Genomic DNA, 21377 nt, shown 5'->3' with positions numbered 1-21377 from the left:
AAATAGAAAATCGAGTAAACACATCAGAATAACATTCAGATTAACCATTATTAAGGATGTAAAAAATGAATTCAAAAACCTATTTCTTTCTTAACTCAGAAAACATTAGATATAACGACTCAGAAGATAAAGCAGATACTGATTATCCCCAACCTATCAGTCATGATTGGCCTGGTCTCCCTATCGAGTTTCAAAAAGATATTAACGATGTGATTAATTTAAACGGCTCATTATATTTTTTTTAAAGATTCTCAATACCTTAAATTCGATATAGCCAAAGCCTTGGTGATTGATGGACCAAAACCCATTATTGAAGGCTGGCCGGGGTTGAAAGGTACTGGATTTGAAAATGGTATAGACGCAGCCACAGAGTGGGTGGATACAAAACAAGATGTTGTCTGTTTCTTCAAAGGCAGAGATTGCATCGATTACACCGTCAGTTCACACTCGATTAGTAAGAAAACCATTTCAGATCGATGGGGCGCCACCGGGAAATATGCAGGATTCAGTGAAGACCTCGATGCTGTTATTTTATGGAAGAATATTACCGGTTCTATTATTTACTTTTTCAAAGATAGTTATTACATCCAATACAATACAAAATCTCATGTTATCGATAGTGAACCTTCCTTTATTCAAGCTTACTGGAAAGGAGTCACCTTCAAAAAAGTTCAAGCCGCCGTATCGGTTGATATCGATTCGTTAGGTAGTGAGTATAGAAACTGTGGCGGAATATGTGGCAGCAATAACACCGGTAAACACTGTTTCCAGTTACCTCGCAATATCAAGCTTAGCCTGTCAGCCTATGGTAATACGACCCATCAGCAAACGATAAAAGTGTATATTGACGATCAATTAGTCGATACATTAATCAGCCAAGGAGTCAATAGTGTATTGGGCTTTAAAAATTACTCATCAAGCACAGGCAAAGTCTGCATTGAAATTATAGGCGACGGCAAACCCTGCAAACTCCGTTACGCCTATAATACCCTTGACGAAAAACCGGGAACAGCCATTATCGGCGCCAGCAATGGGGGCAATAATAATTACGATGACAGCATAGTCGTGTTAATTTGGTCACAGACCTGAATCAAAAAGCCAAAAATACACGACTCTAGCAATATCAGTAGAGATGACATTTATCCATAAATTAAAGCGGTATTATACCGCTTTTACTGATATGACACGGGTTACAAACAGAAAAAACATGATTTACCCTTTCAAGTAACATGATAACAGGCCAAATTCGATTACCCATTAAATAGTCCCCTATCCGATAAAAATTAACTTTTTGATCTTCCCTTTTCCTATCTCCCATTGCTATGAATATTCAGCAGCGCAGGAATTCGACCCTATTTTAAGTCCACAAGGGATCAGATAAAAGGCGAGATCACCTGTTCATGACAATAACCGAATCCTGAAATGACGCCAGAGGTTATGCAGTAATAGCATAATCGGCAGAAAAGCCATTCCAAGATCAGTTGTTTGAAGAGCAATAACATATTTTCCGAGGAAACGATGGATAATGTACTTAAATATGGCGATACCGTGACAATATTAAACAGCTACAAGAACTGGAGCGGCGGCTATCTCAGTGTGTTTGGCAACGGTAATAAACTAGGAACAAAATATGGCGTGGTAACTGTAGATGCTTCTTTAGCTATTTATGGCGGTGCCTGGAGAATTGAGTCAGCAACAGGAAAATCTGTCGGTAGTGAAATAATCAATAATGATATTATTTTACTTCACAACCTATATTACTGTGATGGCGGCTATTTACAATATTATGATGTGGTGGATCAAAATGAACAATTAACCGAAATACATCAAGTCTATACCTCAGATACCCGCAAAAGAGCGACATTAGAATGGGTTATTTATTGTGAAACCACACCACCAAATGAAAACATCAGAGCAGGCGATAGTATTTCTCTCTATAATCGATGGGGAAATAAAGGTTTTCTTGATACCCATAATCATGCTGGCGATACAGGCTCATTATATCAAGTCTTCATGTCCAATAATGCTGCCCGCAAGAGCCAGACCGGTTTATGGAAAATGGCAAAGGTGAATGATCCTTGCCCTCCCCCTGATGTGTTGACCAATATCATGCCATTGTGGCGTAAGATGCGGTAACAACAGCTCGCTTTATCGCTCAAACGAAGCTGGCAAGAACAAACGAAATAAGTTTTTGTGCGTTTTAGCCAGCAAAAGACGCCCGATAAATGTAAGTCTTATTATTTTCATATTGAAACTATTTACGTGGTTTATTTGCCGCTATGATTAAATTAATTTTTTATTCCTACATTAATAAAAATTGAGCTTAACATAATAAGCTTCCACGCTATAAAGTCATGCCTCCATCAATTAACAACTCTTACCAAATAGTGAAAATGATTATAAATACCTAAGATAAATCATGAACTAGCTCATTATCATAAATTATTTTTCATTTTTATTACACTTTTGCTATCAGCACCTTGGATGAAGTTTCTCATACTGGTCGTTTTGTTTGTCTCTGTATCACCTCAATTGAACCAGCAATAAACAAACAGAAATAAAAGGAATGTTTATGAATTGTCACACCAAGAAAGCTAGCTCGATTTTCGTAACTAACCTTCCAAGATGTTCTAATTCTAAACCATGTAATGGTGACTGTTATGCAAAATAAAATATCATTTTTATCAAGTACATCCGAACAGCCCCTGCTTGACGCCGGTTATCAAAACGTATTTGATATCGCATCAATCAGCCGGGCTACTTTCGTTCAATCCGTTCCCACCCTGTCCGTTAAAGAGGCTCATACCGTCTATCGTCAGGCGCGGCAACGGGCAGAAAATCTGAAATCCCTCTACCGAGCCTGGCAATTGCGTCAGGAGCCGGTTATTAAAGGTCTGGCTAAACTTAACGCACAATCCAACGTCTCTGTGCTTAAAGATGCTTTGGTAGAGAATATTGGCGGTGATGGGGATTTCAGCGATTTAATGAACCGTGCCAGTCAATATGCAGACGCCGCCTCTATTCAATCCCTGTTCTCTCCGGGTCGTTATGCTGCCGCCCTCTACAGGGTGGCTAAAGATCTGCATAAATCAGATTCCAGTTTGCATATTGATAATCGCCGCGCTGATCTGAAGGATCTGATCTTAAGCGAAACGACGATGAATAAAGAGGTCACTTCCCTTGATATCTTGTTGGATGTGCTACAAAAAGGCGGTAAAGATATTACTGAGCTGTCCGGCGCATTCTTCCCAATGACGTTACCTTATGACGATCATCTGTCGCAAATCGATTCTGCTTTATCGGCACAAGCCAGAACGCTGAACGGTGTGTGGAATACTTTGACAGATACCACGGCACAAGCGGTTTCAGAACAGGCCGATAATACGAATACACGCAAATTGTTCGCTGCCCAAGATGGTAATCAAGATACATTTTTTGCCGGAAACACTTTTTATTTCAAAGCGGTGGGATTCAGCGGGCAACCTATGGTTTACCTGTCACAGTACACCAGCGGGAACGGCATTGTCGGCGCACAATTGATTGCAGGTAATCCAGATCAAGCCGCCGCCGCAATAGTCGCACCGTTGAAACTCACTTGGTCAATGGCAAAACAGTGTTACTACCTCGGTGTACCCGATGGTACAGAGATGGCGGACAATACAAACCATGTCCTGAATGGTTGTTTTTTGAGAGGCAACAGCTCAACTAACCCGGATCAGGATGGCATTTTTGCTCAGGTAGCCAACAAATCCGGCAGTACCCAACCGCTGGAAAACTTTCATTTACCGGTCACACTGGAACGCGGCCAGGACAAAGATAAGTACTACCTGAAAACAGATAAAGGCTATATCGCGGTAGACAGTTCCGGCCAGTCAAATTGGAAAAACGCGCTGATCATCAATGGGACAAAAGACACAGGGCTGTTATTAACATTTTGCAGCGATAGCTCAGGTACCCCGACAAACCCTGATGATGTGATTCCTCCCGCGATCAATGATATTCCATCGCCGCCAGCCCGCGAAACGCTGTCACTGACGCCGGTCAGTTATCAATTGATGACCAATCCGGCACCGACAGAAGATGATATTACCAACCATTATGGCCTTGGCGGCAATAGTTTACAGAACACGGCATCTTCGGCTTCCACGTTAACTAGCGCACTGAATTCTATCGATACTTTCTGTGAGAAGACCCGGTTAAGCTTCAATCAGTTAATGGATTTGACCGCTCAGCAATCTTACAGTCAAAGCAGCATTGATGCGAAAGCAGCCAGCCGCTATGTTCGTTTTGGGGAAACCACCCCAACCCGCGTCAATGTTTACGGCGCTGCTTATCTGAACAGCACACCGGCAGACGCGACTGATGGTCAATATCTGTGGATTCAGACCGACGGTAAGAGCCTGAATTTCACTGACGATACGGTAGTCGCCTTAGCCGGTCGCGCTGAAAAGCTGGTGCGTTTATCATCCCAGACCGGGCTATCATTTGAAGAATTGGACTGGCTGATTGCCAATGCCAGTCGTAGTGTGCCGGACCACCACGACAAAATTGTGCTGGATAAGCCGGTCCTTGAAGCACTGGCAGAGTATGTCAGCCTGAAACAGCGCTATGGGCTTGATGCCAATACCTTTGCGACCTTCATTAGTGCAGTGAATCCTTATACGCCAGATCAGACACCCAGTTTCTATGAAACCGCTTTCCGCTCTGCCGACGGTAATCACGTCATTGCGCTAGGTACAGAGGTGAAATATGCAGAAAATGAGCAGGATGAGTTAGCCGCCATATGCTGCAAAGCATTGGGCGTCACCAGTGATGAATTTTTCCGTATTGGTCGCTATTGTTTCGGTAATGCCGGCAGTTTTACCTTGGATGAATATACCGCCAGTCAGTTGTATCGCTTCGGCGCCATTCCCCGTTTGTTTGGGCTGACATTTGCCCAAGCCGAAATTTTATGGCGCCTGATGGAAGGCGGAAAAGATATCTTATTACAACAGTTAGGTCAGGCAAAATCCCTGCAACCACTGGCTATTTTACGCCGTACTGAGCAGGTGCTGGATTGGATGTCGTCCGTAAATCTAAGTCTGACTTATCTGCAAGGGATGGTAAGTACGCAATGGAGCGCTACCGCCACCGCTGAGATGTTCAACTTCTTAGAAAACGTTTGTGACAGCGTGAATAGTCAAGCTGCCACTAAAGAAACAATGGATTCGGCGTTACAGCAGAAAGTGCTGCGGGCGCTAAGTGCCGGTTTCGGCATTAAGAGCAATGTGATGGGTATCGTAACCTTCTGGCTGGAGAAAATCACAATCGGTAGTGATAATCCTTTTACACTGGCGAACTACTGGCATGATATTCAAACCCTGTTTAGCCATGACAATGCCACGTTGGATTCCTTGCAAACCGACACTTCTCTGGTCATTGCTACTCAGCAACTTAGCCAGCTAGTGTTAATTGTGAAATGGCTGAGCCTGACCGAGCAGGATCTGCAATTACTGACAACCTATCCAGAACGTTTACTTAACGGCATCACGAATGTTCCTGTTCCCAATCCGGAGCTATTACTCACACTATCGCGTTTTAAACAGTGGCAAACTCAGGTCACTGTTTCCCGTGATGAAGCGATGCGCTGTTTCGATCAATTAAATGCCAACGATATGACGACTGAAAATGCAGCTTCACTGATCGCCACATTGCATGAGATGGATAAAGGGACAGTAGCGCAAGTTAATACCTTGTTATTAGGGGAAAATAACTGGCCGAAAAGTTTTACATCACTCTGGCAACTTCTGACCTGGTTACGCGTCGGGCAAAGCCTGAATGTCGGTAGTACCACTCTGGGCAATCTGTTGGCCATGATGCAAGCAGACCCTGCCGCCGAGAGTAGCGCTTTATTGGCATCAGTAGCCCAAAACTTAAGTGCCGCAATCAGCAATCGTCAGTAACCGGATAAGAAGGAATTGATTATGTCTGAATCTTTATTTACACAAACGTTGAAAGAAGCACGCCGTGATGCATTGGTTGCTCATTATATTGCTACTCAGGTGCCCGCAGATTTAAAAGAGAGTATCCAGACCGCGGATGATCTGTACGAATATCTGTTGCTGGATACCAAAATTAGCGATCTGGTTACTACTTCACCGCTATCCGAGGCGATTGGCAGTCTGCAATTGTTTATTCATCGTGCGATAGAGGGCTATGACGGCACTCTGGCAGACTCAGCAAAACCCTATTTTGCCGATGAACAGTTTTTATATAACTGGGATAGTTTTAACCACCGTTATAGCACTTGGGCTGGCAAGGAACGGTTGAAATTCTATGCCGGGGATTATATTGATCCAACATTGCGATTGAATAAGACCGAGATATTTACCGCGTTTGAACAAGGTATTTCTCAAGGGAAATTAAAAAGTGAATTAGTCGAATCTAAATTACGTGATTATCTAATTAGTTATGACACTTTAGCTACCCTTGATTATATTACCGCCTGCCAAGGCAAAGATAATAAAACCATCTTCTTTATTGGCCGTACACAGAATGCCCCCTATGCATTTTATTGGCGGAAATTAACTTTAATCACTGATGGCGGTAAGTTGAAACCAGATCAATGGTCAGAGTGGCGAGCAATTAATGCCGGGATTAGTGAGGCATATTCAGGGCATGTCGAGCCTTTCTGGGAAAATAACAAGCTACACATCCGTTGGTTTACTATCTCGAAAGAAGATAAAATAGATTTTGTTTATAAAAACATCTGGGTGATGAGTAGCGATTATAGCTGGGCATCAAAGAAAAAAATCTTGGAACTTTCTTTTACTGACTACAATAGAGTTGGAGCAACAGGATCATCAAGCCCGACTGAAGTAGCTTCACAATATGGTTCTGATGCTCAGATGAATATTTCTGATGATGGGACTGTACTTATTTTTCAGAATGCCGGCGGAGCTACTCCCAGTACTGGAGTGACGTTATGTTATGACTCTGGCAACGTGATTAAGAACCTATCTAGTACAGGAAGTGCAAATTTATCGTCAAAGGATTATGCCACAACTAAATTACGCATGTGTCATGGACAAAGTTACAATGATAATAACTACTGCAATTTTACACTCTCTATTAATACAATAGAATTCACCTCCTACGGCACATTCTCATCAGATGGAAAACAATTTACACCACCTTCTGGTTCTGCCATTGATTTACACCTCCCTAATTATGTAGATCTCAACGCGCTATTAGATATTAGCCTCGATTCACTACTTAATTATGACGTTCAGGGGCAGTTTGGCGGATCTAATCCGGTTGATAATTTCAGTGGTCCCTATGGTATTTATCTATGGGAAATCTTCTTCCATATTCCGTTCCTGGTTGCGGTCCGTATGCAAACCGAACAACGTTACGAAGACGCGGACACTTGGTACAAATATATTTTCCGCAGCGCCGGTTATCGCGATGCTAATGGCCAGCTCATTATGGATGGCAGTAAACCACGTTATTGGAATGTGATGCCATTGCAACTGGATACCGCATGGGATACCACACAGCCCGCCACCACTGATCCAGATGTGATCGCTATGGCGGACCCGATGCATTACAAGCTGGCGATATTCCTGCATACCCTTGATCTATTGATTGCCCGAGGCGACAGCGCTTACCGTCAACTTGAACGCGATACTCTAGTCGAAGCCAAAATGTACTACATTCAGGCACAACAGCTACTGGGACCGCGCCCTGATATCCATACCACCAATACTTGGCCAAATCCCACCTTGAGTAAAGAAGCTGGCGCTATTGCCACACCGACATTCCTCAGTTCACCGGAGGTGATGACGTTCGCTGCCTGGCTAAGCGCAGGCGATACCGCAAATATTGGCGACGGTGATTTCTTGCCACCGTACAACGATGTACTACTCGGTTACTGGGATAAACTTGAGTTACGCCTATACAACCTGCGCCACAATCTGAGTCTGGATGGTCAACCGCTAAATCTGCCACTGTATGCCACGCCGGTAGACCCGAAAACCCTGCAACGTCAGCAAGCTGGAGGGGACAGTACAGGCAGTAGTCCGGCTGGTGGTCAAGGCAGTGTTCAGGGCTGGCGCTATCCGTTATTGGTAGAACGCGCCCGCTCTGCCGTGAGTTTGTTGACTCAGTTCGGCAACAGCTTACAAACAACGTTAGAACATCAGGATAATGAAAAAATGACGCTACTGTTGCAGACTCAACAGCAAGCCATCCTGAAACAACAGCACGATATACAACAAAATAATCTAAAAGGATTACAACACAGCCTGACCGCATTACAGGCTAGCCGTGATGGCGCCACATTGCGGCAAAAACATTACAGCGACCTGATTAACGGCGGTCTATCTGCGGCAGAAATCGCCGGTCTGACACTACGCAGCACCGCCATGATTACTAATGGCGTTGCAACGGGATTGCTGATTGCCGGCGGAATCGCCAACGCGGTACCTAACGTCTTCGGGCTGGCTAACGGCGGATCGGAATGGGGAGCGCCATTAATTGGCTCCGGGCAAGCAACCCAAGTTGGCGCTGGCATCCAAGATCAGAGCGCCGGTATTTCAGAAGTAACAGCCGGTTATCAGCGTCGTCAGGAAGAATGGGCATTGCAACGGGATATTGCTGATAACGAAATAACCCAATTGGATGCCCAGATACAAAGCTTGCAAGAGCAGATCACGATGACACAAAAACAGATCACGCTCTCTGAAACCGAACAAGCGAATGCCCAAGCGATTTATGACCTGCAAACCACTCGTTTTACCGGGCAGGCACTGTATAACTGGATGGCTGGTCGTCTCTCCGCACTCTATTACCAAATGTATGATTCCACTCTGCCAATCTGTCTCCAGGCAAAAGCCGCATTAGTACAGGAATTAGGCGAGAAAGATAGCGACAGTCTATTCCAAGTTCCAGTGTGGAATGATCTGTGGCAAGGGCTGTTAGCAGGGGAAGGTTTAAGTTCAGAGCTACAGAAACTGGATGCCATCTGGCTTGCTCGGGGTGGTATCGGGCTGGAAGCCATCCGCACCGTGTCGCTGGATACCCTGTTTGGCGCAGGTACGTTAAGTGAAAATATCAATAAGGTGCTTAATGGCGAGAAAGTACCTGCATCCGGCGGCGTCACTCTGACGCTGACAGGGGATATCTTCCAAGCAACACTGGATTTGAGTCAGCTAGGTTTGGATAACTCTTACAACCTAGGTAACGAGAAGAAACGCCGTATTAAACGTATCGCCGTCACCCTGCCAACACTTCTGGGGCCATATCAAGATCTTGAAGCCACACTGGTAATGGGTGCGGAAATCGCCGCCTTATCACACGGTGTGAATGACGGAGGCCGGTTTGTCACCGACTTTAACGACAGCCGTTTTCTGCCTTTTGAAGGTCGAGACGCAACGACCGGCACACTGGGACTCAATATTTTTCATGCGGGTAAAGAGGGAGCGCAACACGAGTTGGTTGCGCATCTGAGTGACATCATTGTGCATCTGAATTACATCATTCGAGACGCGTAAATTTCTTTTCTTTGTCGATTACAGGTCCCTATCAGGGGCCTGTTATTAAGGAGTACTTTATGCAGGATTCACCAGAAGTATCGATTACAACGCTGTCACTTCCCAAAGGTGGCGGTGCTATCAATGGCATGGGAGAAGCACTGAATGCTGCCGGCCCTGATGGAATGGCATCCCTGTCTCTGCCGTTACCCCTTTCGACTGGCAGAGGGACGGCTCCTGGATTATCGCTGATTTACAGCAACAGCGCGGGTAATGGGCCTTTCGGCATCGGCTGGCAATGCGGTGTCACTACCATTAGCCGACGCACCCAACATGGCATTCCACAATACGGCAATGACGACACGTTCCTATCCCCACAAGGCGAGGTCATGAATATCGCCCTGAATGACCAAGGGCAACCTGATATCCGCCAGGACGTTAAGATGCTGCAAAGCGTTACCTTGCCAATTTCCTATACCGTGACCCGCTATCAAGCCCGCCAGATCCTAGATTTCAGTAAAATCGAATACTGGCAACCTGCCTCCGGTCAAGAAGGGCGCGCTTTCTGGCTGATATCGTCACCGAACGGCCAACTGCACATCTTAGGGAAAACCGCGCAGGCTTGTCTGGCAAATCCGCAAAATGACCAACAAATCGCTCAGTGGTTGCTGGAAGAAACCGTGACGCCAACCGGTGAACATGTCAGCTATCAATACCGAGCCGAAGATGAAGCCCATTGTGACGACAATGAAAAAACCGCTCACCCCAACGCTATCGCACAGCGCTATCTGGTACAGGTGAACTACGGTAACATTAAACCACAAACCAGCCTGTTCGTACTGGATAACACACCTCCGGCACCGGAAGAGTGGCTGTTTCATCTGGTCTTTGACCACGGTGAACGCGATACTTCACTTCATACCGTACCGACATGGGATACAGGTACCGCGCAATGGTCTGTACGCCCGGATATCTTCTCTCGCTATGAATATGGTTTTGAAGTGCGTACTCGCCGCTTATGTCAACAAGTGCTGATGTTTCACCGTACCGCACTCATGGCCGGAGAAGTCGGTGCCAATGACACCCCGGAACTGGTTGGACGCTTAATACTGGAATATGACAAAAACGCTAGCGTCACCACGTTGATTACCATCCGTCAATTAAGCCATGAACCGGATGGCAGCCCAGTCACCCAGCCCCCACTGGAGTTAGCTTGGCAGCGGTTTGATCTGGAGAAAATGCCGACATGGCAACGCTTTGACGCACTAGATAATTTTAACTCGCAGCAACGTTATCAACTGGTTGATCTGCGGGGAGAAGGGCTACCGGGTATGTTATACCAGGAACGCGGCGCATGGTGGTATAAAGCTCCGCAACGTCAGGAAGACGGAGACAGCAATGCCGTCACTTACGGCAAAATCGCCCCACTGCCTACCCTACCCAGTTTGCAGGATAATGCCTCATTGATGGATATCAACGGAGACGGCCAACTGGATTGGGTTGTTACCGCCTCCGGTATTCGCGGATACCATAGCCAACAACCCGATGGAAAATGGACGCACTTTACGCCAATCAATGCTTTGCCCGTGGAATATTTTCATCCAAGCATCCAGTTCGCTGACCTTACCGGGGCAGGCTTATCTGATTTAGTGTTGATCGGGCCGAAAAGCGTGCGTCTATATGCCAACCAGCGAAACGGCTGGCGTAAAGGAGAAGATGTCCCCCAATCCACAGGTATCACCCTGCCTGTCACAGGGACCGACGCCCGCAAACTGGTGGCTTTCAGTGATATGCTCGGTTCCGGTCAACAACATCTGGTGGAAATCAAGGCTAATCGCGTCACCTGTTGGCCTAATCTGGGACATGGCCGTTTTGGTCAACCACTAACTCTGCCGGGATTCAGCCAGCCCGAAAATAGCTTCAATCCCGAACGGCTGTTTCTGGCGGATATCGACGGCTCCGGCACCACCGACCTTATCTATGCGCAATCCGGCTCTTTGCTCATTTATCTCAACCAAAGTGGTAATCAGTTTGATGCCCCGTTGACATTAGCGTTGCCAGAAGGCGTACAATTTGACAACACCTGCCAACTTCAAGTCGCCGATATTCAGGGATTAGGGATAGCCAGCTTGATTCTGACTGTGCCACATATCGCGCCACATCACTGGCGTTGTGACCTGTCACTGACCAAACCCTGGTTGTTGAATGTAATGAACAATAACCGGGGCGCACATCACACGCTACATTATCGTAGTTCCGCGCAATTCTGGTTGGATGAGAAATTACAGCTCACCAAAGCAGGCAAATCTCCCGCTTGTTATCTGCCGTTTCCAATGCATCTGTTATGGCATACCGAAATTCAGGATGAAATCAGCGGTAACCGACTCACCAGTGAAGTCAACTACAGCCACGGCGTCTGGGATGGTAAAGAGCGGGAATTCAGAGGGTTTGGTTGTGTCAAACAGACAGATACCACAACGTTTTCTCACGGCACCGCACCAGAACAAGCAGCACCGTCACTGAGTATCAGCTGGTTTGCCACCGGCATGGATGTAGTAGACAGCCAATTAGCCACGGAATATTGGCAGGCAGACACGCAAGCTTATAGCGGATTTGAAACTCGCTATACCGTCTGGGATAGCACCAACCAGACAGATCAAGCATTTACCCCCAATGAGACACAACGTAACTGGCTGACGCGAGCACTTAAAGGCCAACTGCTACGCACCGAGCTCTACGGTCTGGACGGAACGGATAAACAAACGGCGCCTTATACCGTCAGTGAATCGCGCTATCAGGTACGCTCTATTCCCGTAGATAAAGAAACTGAATTATCCGCTTGGGTGACCGCTATTGAAAATCGCAGCTACCACTATGAACGTATCATCACTGATCCACAGTTCAGCCAAAGTATCAAGTTGCAACACGATATCTTTGGTCAATCACTGCAAAGTGTCGATATTGCCTGGCCGCGCCGCGAAAAACCGGCAGTGAATCCCTACCCGCCTACCCTACCGGAAACGCTATTTGACAGCAGCTATGATGATCAACAACAACTATTACGTCTGGTGAGACAAAAAAATAGCTGGCATCACCTGACTGACGGGGAAAACTGGCGATTAGGTTTACCGAATGCACAACGCCGTGATGTTTATACTTATGACCGGAGCAAAATTCCAACCGAAGGGATTTCCCTTGAAATCTTGCTGAAAGCCGATGGCCTGCTAGCAGATGAAAAAGCGGCCGTTTATCTGGGGCAACAACGGACGTTTTACACCGCCGGTCAAGCGGAAGCCGCATTAGAAAAGCCCACGTTACAGGCGCTGGTCGCGTTCCAAGAAACCGCCATGATGGACGATACCTCATTACAGGCGTATGAAGGCGTGATTGAAGAGCAAGAGTTGAATACCGCGCTGACACAGGCCGGTTATCAGCAAGTCGCGCGGTTGTTTAATACCGGATCAGAAAGCCCGGTATGGGTGGCGCGGCAAGGTTATACCGATTACGGTGACGCCGCACAGTTCTGGCGGCCTCAAGCTCAACGTAACTCGTTGCTGACAGGGAAAACCACACTGACCTGGGATACCTATCATTGTGTAATAATACAGACTCAGGATGCCGCAGGATTAACGACGCAAGCCCATTACGATTATCGTTTCCTTACACCGGTACAACTGACAGATATTAATGATAATCAACATATTGTGACTCTGGACGCGCTAGGTCGCGTGACCACCAGCCGATTCTGGGGCACAGAGGCAGGACAAGCCGCAGGCTATTCCAACCAGCCCTTCACACCACCGGACTCCATAGATAAAGCGCTGGCATTAACTGGCGCGCTTCCCGTTGCCCAATGTTTAGTCTATGCCGTTGATAGCTGGATGCCGTCGTTATCTTTGTCTCAGCTTTCTCAGTCACAAGAAGAGGCAGAAGCGCTATGGGCGCAACTGCGTGCCGCTCATATGATTACCGAAGATGGGAAAGTGTGCGCGTTGAGTGGGAAACGGGGAATAGGCCATCAGAACCTAACAATTCAACTTATTTCGCTATTGGCAAGTATTCCCCGTTTACCGCCACATGTACTGGGGATCACCACTGATCGCTATGATAGCGATCCGCAACAGCAGCACCAACAGACGGTGAGCTTTAGTGACGGTTTTGGCCGGTTACTCCAGAGTTCAGCCCGTCATGAGCCCGGTGATGCCTGGCAACGTAAAGAGGATGGCGGGCTGGTCGTGGATGCAAATGGCGTTCTGGTCAGTGCCCCTACAGACACCCGATGGGCCGTTTCCGGTCGCACAGAATATGACGACAAAGGCCAACCTGTGCGTACTTATCAACCCTATTTTCTGAATGATTGGCGCTACGTTAGTGATGACAGCGCACGAGATGACCTGTTTGCCGATACCCACCTTTATGATCCACTGGGACGGGAATACAAAGTCATCACTGCTAAGAAATATTTGCGAGAAAAGCTGTACACCCCGTGGTTTATTGTCAGTGAGGATGAAAACGATACAGCATCAAGAACCCCATAGTTTTACATATTTTTATCTGTTGCCCCGCTCGCGGTACATCGCGGGGCAGTATCCAATCAACTATGAAAATTCAGCATTTCCGCTAAGTTCCACCGTTCTCTTTAATAATGCAGGTCGCCTTTCAAGGAAACCTGCATATTGACAGAATTAAAGATTAAATATCAACATCAATGTTCTTTCTTAGTAAAAGCCGAAACAGGAGCAGGTGTCGGGACAGAGCTATCGCAATTATAATGCTCTCCTGTCAATCCTATTTTTTTGCAAGCCGTAGACAAAAGATCATTAGGTGTTGCCCACTCATCTTTCCAGTTATTACCGTCATAACGTTCATTCTTAAATAGATCCCACATTATAAGGCCCGTTTTACCATATTTGATCGTACCATCTAATATGCTGTTGAGAGCTGCCTTCGTGAGCGGCAAATTACCGGTTGCCGGTTTACCCACTTCAAATCCAACTGTAATAGGAGGCAAAACCAATAATTTTTGCGGTTGAACTGATGCCTGAGCATAATTACGTGCTCCTTTCAGTTTGACATGAAAGGTGACTACTTCATTGCCGGATTTAAGCCAGTTAATATATTGACCATAATAATACTTAACCTGTCCAGGAAGGTCACAAGGAATATATGTTTCACCTCCGCCAATAAATCCACAATCTTCTTCACTTAAATCATAGGTCATCACACCAATATAACTGAGTCGGTTGATCAAATCGGGATAACTCAGCGCAGTATTATAAATCAAACCATAGAGATTTCCTCCCCACCAGGCACCACCATAAATATCACTATTCCTCGCATTAGTTCCCCAGTTAGCGGACATATTCGGGATACCTCCCGTTGCAGGACCTGCTGTACTTAGCTTAAGTGATGGTTTAACGGCATTAATTGAAGTGTAAAAAGATTTTAAAATAGCGGCGAATTTATCCACGGTTACAGGCATTGCACGGGGAATTTTTTCTGCGCCAGGGACAATCTTCATTGACGCATCATAAACATAACCGCCGAGTCCCTTGGCTATTAAAGTTGATGTAATAAGAGTTTCGCTGTTATTAGGGGGAACATTGATTGAGTCAGGGGTTAATTTCCAACTTTTTGCATTAATATCAGCGTGCCAGAATTCCTCATAATCAACATCAATTCCCTCGACTTTCAAGTCAGCCGCCAAATTGACAATATTTCTATATGCCTTATCTGCTTCTTTGCCCGTAATAGTACTGTCAAATCGAGGAATTTTGGTCAGGGGATTAGGGAAGATATCATAAACCGCACCGGGTTCATTACCACAAGCATCTTTTTTGCCGGCGGTTATATCATAAATTTTCGGATAACAACTAAAGTTCCATCCACCTACAGCAATATAAGTACTCACGCCATGAGATTTTAAATCAGCGATAACACCTTTCAATGCCACAAAATCGGCCCTGGCATTTTCAGCTTCTTGGGTGCTAATACTTTGACCAGAAGTACAAGTATAACCAAACAATCCTGAACATTTCAGGCTACTTTTTTCATAGTTAACAAAACTAGGCTGGACAAAAGATAATACCAATATATTAAAGTTACTCTTGTTCTTAGAAATATCGCTACTTAATTTTTTAAAGTTATCAAGGCTGGCATAATATTCTTGAGTATCAACCTGCGCAGCAGGTCCACTAAGATAATATGCAGATATTTTAGGGTTGGAGGCAATAATATTTCCTGATATGAAAAAACATAATACAGAACTTGCTAATAAATATCGGTTTAATTTGTATTTAGACATATATCTATCTCCACTTGGTTAACATTACTTTTCCGACTATAGCCAATGAGTTATCATGACCCCTCATTGCCTTTTCATCATGAATGGTATAAGTTTTTCCCTAATAGAGCGTTAATATGTTCAGTCTGTTATTATAGACTGTGATGTAGTTACTAAACTGTTATATTGGCATTAATTATTTCAATGCATCAATTCCATAATAGTGTAGTTTTCACCATTGTCCACAAAAGATACAGAAATTAGTTGTAATAATATTTCTCTCTAATCTATCTAAATAAAAAACAATATTATTATATGATAATTCCACTAGATTATATTTATGTCAATTAAATAAGATTTCATAATAATACTATACCTATTTTTTGTCTTCCTGGCTTTTGCTGTGATGAAAACGATGCCAAAAAAGCATCAACATAATTAAGCAACTGCCACATAAATTGACAACAATGATTTCGCATTATTGTCTCATGGAGCGATTGTCATAATCGTTCTATTTTATTTAGCCACGGTGAATAGACGGATAAAAACAACAGAGTAAATTTGGGATGTCGTGCCAGCCACTCCTTTACCTTCTGACTTTTATGAATACCGTAGTTATCTAAGAGTAATGTAAGGGTTTCCGCATGGGGATATTGATGATTCAGTTCATCTAACATTTTGATAAATAAATCAGAGTTCTTTTTTATTCTTTTAACATAAGTGACTTGCTCTGTTTGGGCATTTTCTGGCATTCATTTTGAGGTATGGATGCTATGATTGACATCACTCAGTCCGTTTTGGGGTTTGGGATCTTTCGCAATTGATCAGATCGCAAAAATCGGACTGAGTTCCCTTCCAGTGATCTACTATTTTGAAAATTTATTTATCTGATAATAACCGGAGGATAATCGCCATTTATCGCCGCCGGTTTATGCCGTCAAATAAGCGATTATTCTGTCATCCAGTTGTCGTTATTTCTCTTTCTCACCAGCTCAGGCCGGTTATTTCCCCTATTCTCCTCAAAAATGGTTTTCGGCAATCTAAATCCTCTCAGTTTCAATAATACCAGCGGCCCTTTCCCGACTTCGGTACGTAATACCCAGGTCAGCGGCAACCCCTCCGGCGTGGTCAATCTCAGCCGGTAACGACTTTCATCCAGCATTTGCACCTGAGCCGCCTCCAGCCAGCGGATTAATCCCCACGCCCCCGGATACTCGCCATATAACCGCGCGCCGGTGTTCACGCCGGTCCAGGTCAGCACCACCCCGGGATTATCCTCGTCTCCCGGCCAGCGTAAATGCTGCCAGCTCTCCATCTGGTTAAAGTAACGCAACCGTTGACCGTCTATCATCAGGTCCGTTTCCGCCACATCCCGCACCGGTTTCGCCCGTAATTCAAATCGTATTCCCTCGCTGCCATTGGCAAACAGCACATCCGCGACCTGACTCAGTTGATTTATCGCGGTTAAAAAGGCCGGGTTAACACGCAGTCCCTGACTGTTCACCTTATCCACCACCCAATACTTCCCCTCTTTATGCAGCACGCCGCCTAACTGACTGTGCAGGAACTGCTCTATTCGTCCGGTATCCGCCCGAATAAACTGCCCCAGCATTGGCAACGAGGCATCATTCTGCCCCGCTACGAACGGGTAACGGCCGTCAAAGTCGGTTTGCCAGTCTGCCACCACCGCCGACTGCCACTGCGCATTCAGACTGGCCGCCGCCGGTTGTAATACCGTCTGCCACGCTTCGGTTAACGGCCGCACAAACACCGCCTGACCAAACCCGTTCCATTCCGCGCCCAGACTGGCCGCTATCAGGCTGCCGTAAGTCCGGGTGTCGGTCAGCTCCACGCTTTTCCCCTGAAACACACTCTGGGCCAGGGCTTCCATTACTGCCGGCGGGTCATCGGTATTCGCCAGTTGTTGCAGCGCCAGACGAACCCGCGTCACCCGGGTCAGGAAAGTTTGCAGACTCAGCGACCGGTCCGCCGTCATGCCGTTTTCCGTCGCGCTCTTGCCCATCAGCGCTAATAACGGACCGAAGGTGTTATCCAATGGCCCCTGTGGAATACGGGTCTGGTCAATCACCGAGGGTTTATTTTTCTGCAACAGGTTTTGTGCCGATTTCACCAGCGAGTCCGCTAACGCCGCCCCCTGTTGCCCGGTTTCTCCCTGATAAGCCAGCGTGTCCATCAGCGCAATCAACGGCGACTGACGCACGTCCGCCATCAGAGTTAACTGGTCAATGGTGTCGGACAGGTTATGGGTTTTATGCCAGCGCAGGCTGTTGAGGAAGTTCAGCCATACCCCGGCGAAGTCGGTAAAGTAACGCGCTGTCAGCCGGGCTTTCAGCTCCGCCGGGGACACCGCCTTCAATACGGGTTGACGGCCGTCACTGAGCACCCAGTCAATCGCTTCCTGCCGGGAGGCCGCCACCTGCGCTATCGCTTTTTGCACCTGTCCTTCCCACGCCTGACGGGTAAACATCCCCGGCACCACCTGACGGCTGCTAAACAAACGGCCAGCATCAGTGGCCCCGGTCATCTGCGCCAGGGTTAAATCCCCGTAACTGTGGGCCACCTGTTGCAGCACTTTCTGGTACAGCATCGTTTCCACATGACGCTGCCCCAACTGATTGAGCAATATCTGACGCACTTCACTGACCAGTTCGTTATCCACGCTGATTTTCCACTCCGGGTGGTGCGGTAAGTTTTGGGCATAAAACGTCAGTAACGCCTCACCGCTGTGTTGCCACAGGCCATCCGTCACCCCGGCCCGATGCGGCCAGTCTGCCATCAGCACCCGGCTCATCAAATCCGCGTCCGCTTTTTCAGGACGCGCCATCATCAGATACACTTTCAGTTGATTGTAGGCCGATGTGATACGCTGATGACGCTGTGCACTGCCCGCCGGCAGATTCACCAGTTCGGTCAAACGCTGATGGAGCAACCGGGCAGCGGCATCACGTATCAGTTCGGCATTGTTGCGCTGATACACCGGCCACATCACTTTCAGCAGGGCATCATTCTGATTTAACCCAAAACGGCTGTACCAGGGCGCACCCCACTCTGACTGAGACTGCAACCGGTCAATCTCCCGTTGCAACCCATGCTGACTGAGCAAACGGGCCGATAACGCTCCCTGACGCTCACCGGCCTCGCTGATGCGTTCCCGACTGACCGCTATCTGATGACGGTTAACCCAAAACGAGGTCACACTGCCCGCGCCCCAGAACGCCGCCAGCGCTATCACGCCCCACTGCGCGCTTTTCTCCCACGGGAAGCCCACCGCTTTCCCCCGGTTATCGCGCACATGCTCCAGCACCCCGTTCCAACTGGCATCCCCCAGCCAGCCATGTTCCACCATTCCTGACGGCACAAACAGCGGTAAACTGAATGTCACCCCCGCCAGCCTCAACGGCGGCCGCTCTAACAACGGCGTTAGCTGTTTCACCAGACGTGTCACCCCGCCATCCCGCAAAGACTGCGCCAGTCGCAACAGAAAATCGTGACGGTTTTCCGCTATCGCCTGTCCCATGCCCCGGCTCGCCAGCGTGGGTATCAGGCTATCCAGACTCTGCGCCAGCATCTCAGGCGTCTCTCCTTCTGACAGAAAACAGCCCACAGTCTGAGTCGGCCGGTCGTGCTGGTCCCAGTGGCTGTGACGCACATTCCACACATACACCGGCGCCTGCCAGCCAAGCTGTTGCCCCTGTTTCTCCAGCATGCGCAACGAGGTCTCCATCTGCGTTCGCTGGCCGAGCTGGTCTTCGGTCATCACCCACACCACCCCATCCAGCGGGCGACGGCGACGCAGTTGACGCAATGCCTGTAACTGCGCGTTATCCGGCTGAACCTGCAAACTGCCGCCCCACAGCAACAGATTATTTTCGCCTTCCTGCCAGTGCTGGGCGGTCAGCCCGGGGACAATGGCTTCTACCTGCTCCGGTTCGCCTGTAACCATTAAAATAGTCACCTTAAACCGCCAGAAAGAACCATAACGACGACGCAAATGGCGGGTCAGTTCTCCGAATGCCGGATCAGGTTCAGGCGATGCGGATACTGTTTCAAGCACTTCATTTTGTCGCCGCCAGTAACGAAAAGCAGTACGGGCATCATGGACAAACAAACGTGATATCAGAACAAAAATCAGAAAAAACAGCACACCGGCAATCAATACATAGCACTGAAATGCCAGTTGTTTTTCTAACAACGGCTGCCCCTGTATGTGTAACCACTCCGGTTTAAACCATATCATCAGACTACAGACGGTTATCAGCACCATCGGTAATCCCAAAATACCCCAGAATAACGTCATATATTTCTTCATACTGCCTCCAGTGTTTCCACGGGTTTAATCACCATAAACCAGGGAATAAGCCTATCGGGAGCAGGCGTACTTATGACTAATTGCGCCTGCTTTTGGGTGGTTACGGCATCAATAGCAATGGCCGCCGCTAACCAAGGCGAAGCTATGCCGGTAAAACCGGTTTGCACGTCAATATCACACTGCCTTTCCGTCTGTTTCCCCACATTGGGAAGTTGATCAATTAACGGCGTAAATATCGCCTGAGATTGGTTATCGCTGCCCATGCCCGAGAACCACAATTGATGAATTGAGTCGGCCGGAATATCAGCCCATAGCAACGCCTGCGACAATGCATATTTCATGTCATCATCCCGGGTTGGTTCAGGCCGGTGTATTATGGCTTGTACCGCAGAGAGAGGTTCAAGTTGTGGTACGAACAGAGTAGATTGGCGAACGGGTGTTGAATTCAGCAATAACGCAACGTCAGCATCACCTTGACCGTCCATCACTTCTGTCGCAAGCCGAATAGCGACTATCAGCAAAACGGCATTATGGCGGGAGGCATCCAGCCAACTATCAATAATATCCAGCCCCGTTCCCGGCAATATTGATAACGGAGTACTGATGCCCGAAGCTTCCCAGACTGACTGCCAGACCGCTTCATATTCCGCCGCATCTAAACCCGCATCAATCTGTAACGACGAGAAAACCGTATAATTAACCGGTAACTGACGCAATGCGGTGGTCAGTGTCTCATCAGCTAACAGCGCCGCCATTTTTTCGTAAAGCCGCTCACGGCTCGGGCGTTCTGGCATATCGAAACGTATCTGACGCACAACCTGACCATGAGCCATATCCACCCATGAAGGCAATACCGCCTTTTGTGTCATTAACTGGGTCGCCAGTGAACCGGTCATTACTGTTTGCGGAACATCAACCACATGAGCCAGCACATTTAAATGTCGCTGACCTCGCTGTGTCTCCTGATATAAACAGACCTCACGCTCATAATCCCAACTATCAGACCATATCTGGCTGATTTGATAGCACAAACACCTGATGCCAAAAGCACCGGCCCAAGCCAGAAATGGGAAAACCAGAAAACAGCACCAGAACCAAGGGGTATGAATTGGCATACCGGCGGGCCAGTACATAACGGTGGCGCAACCACCCAATGATATGAATATCATCAGTGCAATCAGCCAGCGTTTTATTACCGGCCCCGGTTTACGCTCTGCTGGTATGGGAATAGCACTCATATCTACGGGCATAC

General features: G+C 47.2%; 7 protein-coding genes and 2 pseudogenes. 5 read left to right on the top strand and 4 right to left on the bottom strand.

Features of this window, described 5'->3' with window-relative positions:
* The first annotated feature begins 65 nt into the window (after positions 1-65).
* From ppxB to tcaC, 5 genes and pseudogenes are all read left to right on the top strand, one after another.
* A pseudogene (gene ppxB / locus C6H66_RS20720) lies at positions 66-1089 on the top strand (photopexin PpxB).
* A gap of 429 nt (positions 1090-1518) precedes the next feature.
* The gene (locus tag C6H66_RS20715; RefSeq protein ID WP_046395540.1) at positions 1519-2136 is read left to right on the top strand and encodes a hypothetical protein; all 618 of its coding nucleotides are present in this window, start codon (positions 1519-1521) and stop codon (positions 2134-2136) included.
* A gap of 512 nt (positions 2137-2648) precedes the next feature.
* Positions 2649-5942: an insecticidal toxin complex protein TcaA gene (tcaA, locus tag C6H66_RS20710; RefSeq protein ID WP_105396585.1), complete on the top strand. Its 3294-nt coding sequence runs from the start codon at positions 2649-2651 to the stop codon at positions 5940-5942.
* Positions 5943-5963: 21 nt separating this feature from the next.
* Positions 5964-9533, top strand: a complete 3570-nt coding sequence (gene tcaB, locus C6H66_RS20705; RefSeq protein WP_105396584.1) for an insecticidal toxin complex protein TcaB — start codon at positions 5964-5966, stop codon at positions 9531-9533.
* Between the two features lie 59 nt (positions 9534-9592).
* Positions 9593-14050, top strand: a complete 4458-nt coding sequence (gene tcaC / locus C6H66_RS20700; protein WP_105396583.1) for an insecticidal toxin complex protein TcaC — start codon at positions 9593-9595, stop codon at positions 14048-14050.
* A gap of 167 nt (positions 14051-14217) precedes the next feature.
* Here the strand turns inward: tcaC and C6H66_RS20695 are convergent, their stop codons facing one another.
* The 4 genes and pseudogenes from C6H66_RS20695 to C6H66_RS20680 form a co-directional block, all read right to left on the bottom strand.
* Positions 14218-15816 (bottom strand): toxin, encoded by a 1599-nt coding sequence (locus tag C6H66_RS20695; protein ID WP_105396582.1) that lies wholly within the window; start codon positions 15814-15816, stop codon positions 14218-14220.
* 338 nt (positions 15817-16154) lie between these two features.
* A pseudogene (locus C6H66_RS20690) lies at positions 16155-16538 on the bottom strand (IS630 family transposase); the annotation flags it as partial.
* Between the two features lie 206 nt (positions 16539-16744).
* A complete protein-coding gene (locus C6H66_RS20685; RefSeq protein ID WP_248000763.1) occupies positions 16745-20125 on the bottom strand; it encodes an ImcF-related family protein in 3381 nt (1126 codons plus the stop codon).
* Complete coding sequence (locus C6H66_RS20680; RefSeq protein WP_046397153.1) at positions 20122-21375, bottom strand: hypothetical protein; 1254 nt, start codon at positions 21373-21375, stop codon at positions 20122-20124. Before C6H66_RS20680 ends, C6H66_RS20685 begins: the two co-directional genes overlap by 4 nt.
* Positions 21376-21377: the final 2 nt, after the last annotated feature.

Source organism: Photorhabdus hindustanensis (assembly GCF_002968995.1).
Classification (GTDB): Bacteria; Pseudomonadota; Gammaproteobacteria; order Enterobacterales; family Enterobacteriaceae; genus Photorhabdus; species Photorhabdus akhurstii.
The sequence above is the reverse complement of the archived record's forward strand: the minus strand, read 5'-3'. Positions and strand labels throughout refer to the sequence as shown.

Coding starts and splice junctions, on each gene's coding strand:
- C6H66_RS20680 (WP_046397153.1), bottom strand. CDS start 21,375: ATGCCCGTAGATATGAGTGCTATTCCCATACCAGCAGAGCGTAAACCG.
- tcaB (WP_105396584.1), top strand. CDS start 5,964: ATGTCTGAATCTTTATTTACACAAACGTTGAAAGAAGCACGCCGTGAT.
- C6H66_RS20695 (WP_105396582.1), bottom strand. CDS start 15,816: ATGTCTAAATACAAATTAAACCGATATTTATTAGCAAGTTCTGTATTA.
- C6H66_RS20715 (WP_046395540.1), top strand. CDS start 1,519: ATGGATAATGTACTTAAATATGGCGATACCGTGACAATATTAAACAGC.
- C6H66_RS20685 (WP_248000763.1), bottom strand. CDS start 20,125: ATGAAGAAATATATGACGTTATTCTGGGGTATTTTGGGATTACCGATG.
- tcaA (WP_105396585.1), top strand. CDS start 2,649: ATGGTGACTGTTATGCAAAATAAAATATCATTTTTATCAAGTACATCC.
- tcaC (WP_105396583.1), top strand. CDS start 9,593: ATGCAGGATTCACCAGAAGTATCGATTACAACGCTGTCACTTCCCAAA.